Consider the following 411-nt stretch of genomic DNA (forward strand, 5'->3'; position numbering starts at 1 on the left):
GGACAAATGATTGGGGTGAAGTCGTAACAAGGTAGCCGTATCGGAAGGTGCGGCTGGATCACCTCCTTTCTAAGGATATTACGGAATGACCTTTAGGTCATGGAATAACGAAGACATATTGTATTCAGTTTTGAATGTTTATAACATTCAACATTGCACATTGAAAACTAGATAAGTAAGTAAAATAGATTTTACCAAGCAAAAAACCGAGTGAATTTTTAACGAAATTCAACAAGCTTAATAATCGCGCGTCGTCTTTATAGACGACATCACAGATTAATAACAGTTATTTTCTTAAACATTATGTATAAGGAAATATAGATTAAGTTATTAAGGGCGCACGGTGGATGCCTTGGCACTAGAAGCCGAAGAAGGACGTTACTAACGACGATATGCTTTGGGGAGCTGTAA

2 rRNA genes are annotated in these 411 nt (G+C 37.2%); both read left to right on the plus strand.

Features of this window, described 5'->3' with window-relative positions:
- Positions 1-69 (plus strand): 16S ribosomal RNA (locus LQ677_RS14550); the annotation flags it as partial.
- A 251-nt stretch (positions 70-320) separates the two neighbouring features.
- A 23S ribosomal RNA gene (locus tag LQ677_RS14555) occupies positions 321-411 on the plus strand; the annotation flags it as partial.

Source organism: Mammaliicoccus sp. Q-M61 (genome assembly GCF_022386055.1).
Lineage (GTDB): Bacteria > Bacillota > Bacilli > Staphylococcales > Staphylococcaceae > Mammaliicoccus > Mammaliicoccus sciuri_A.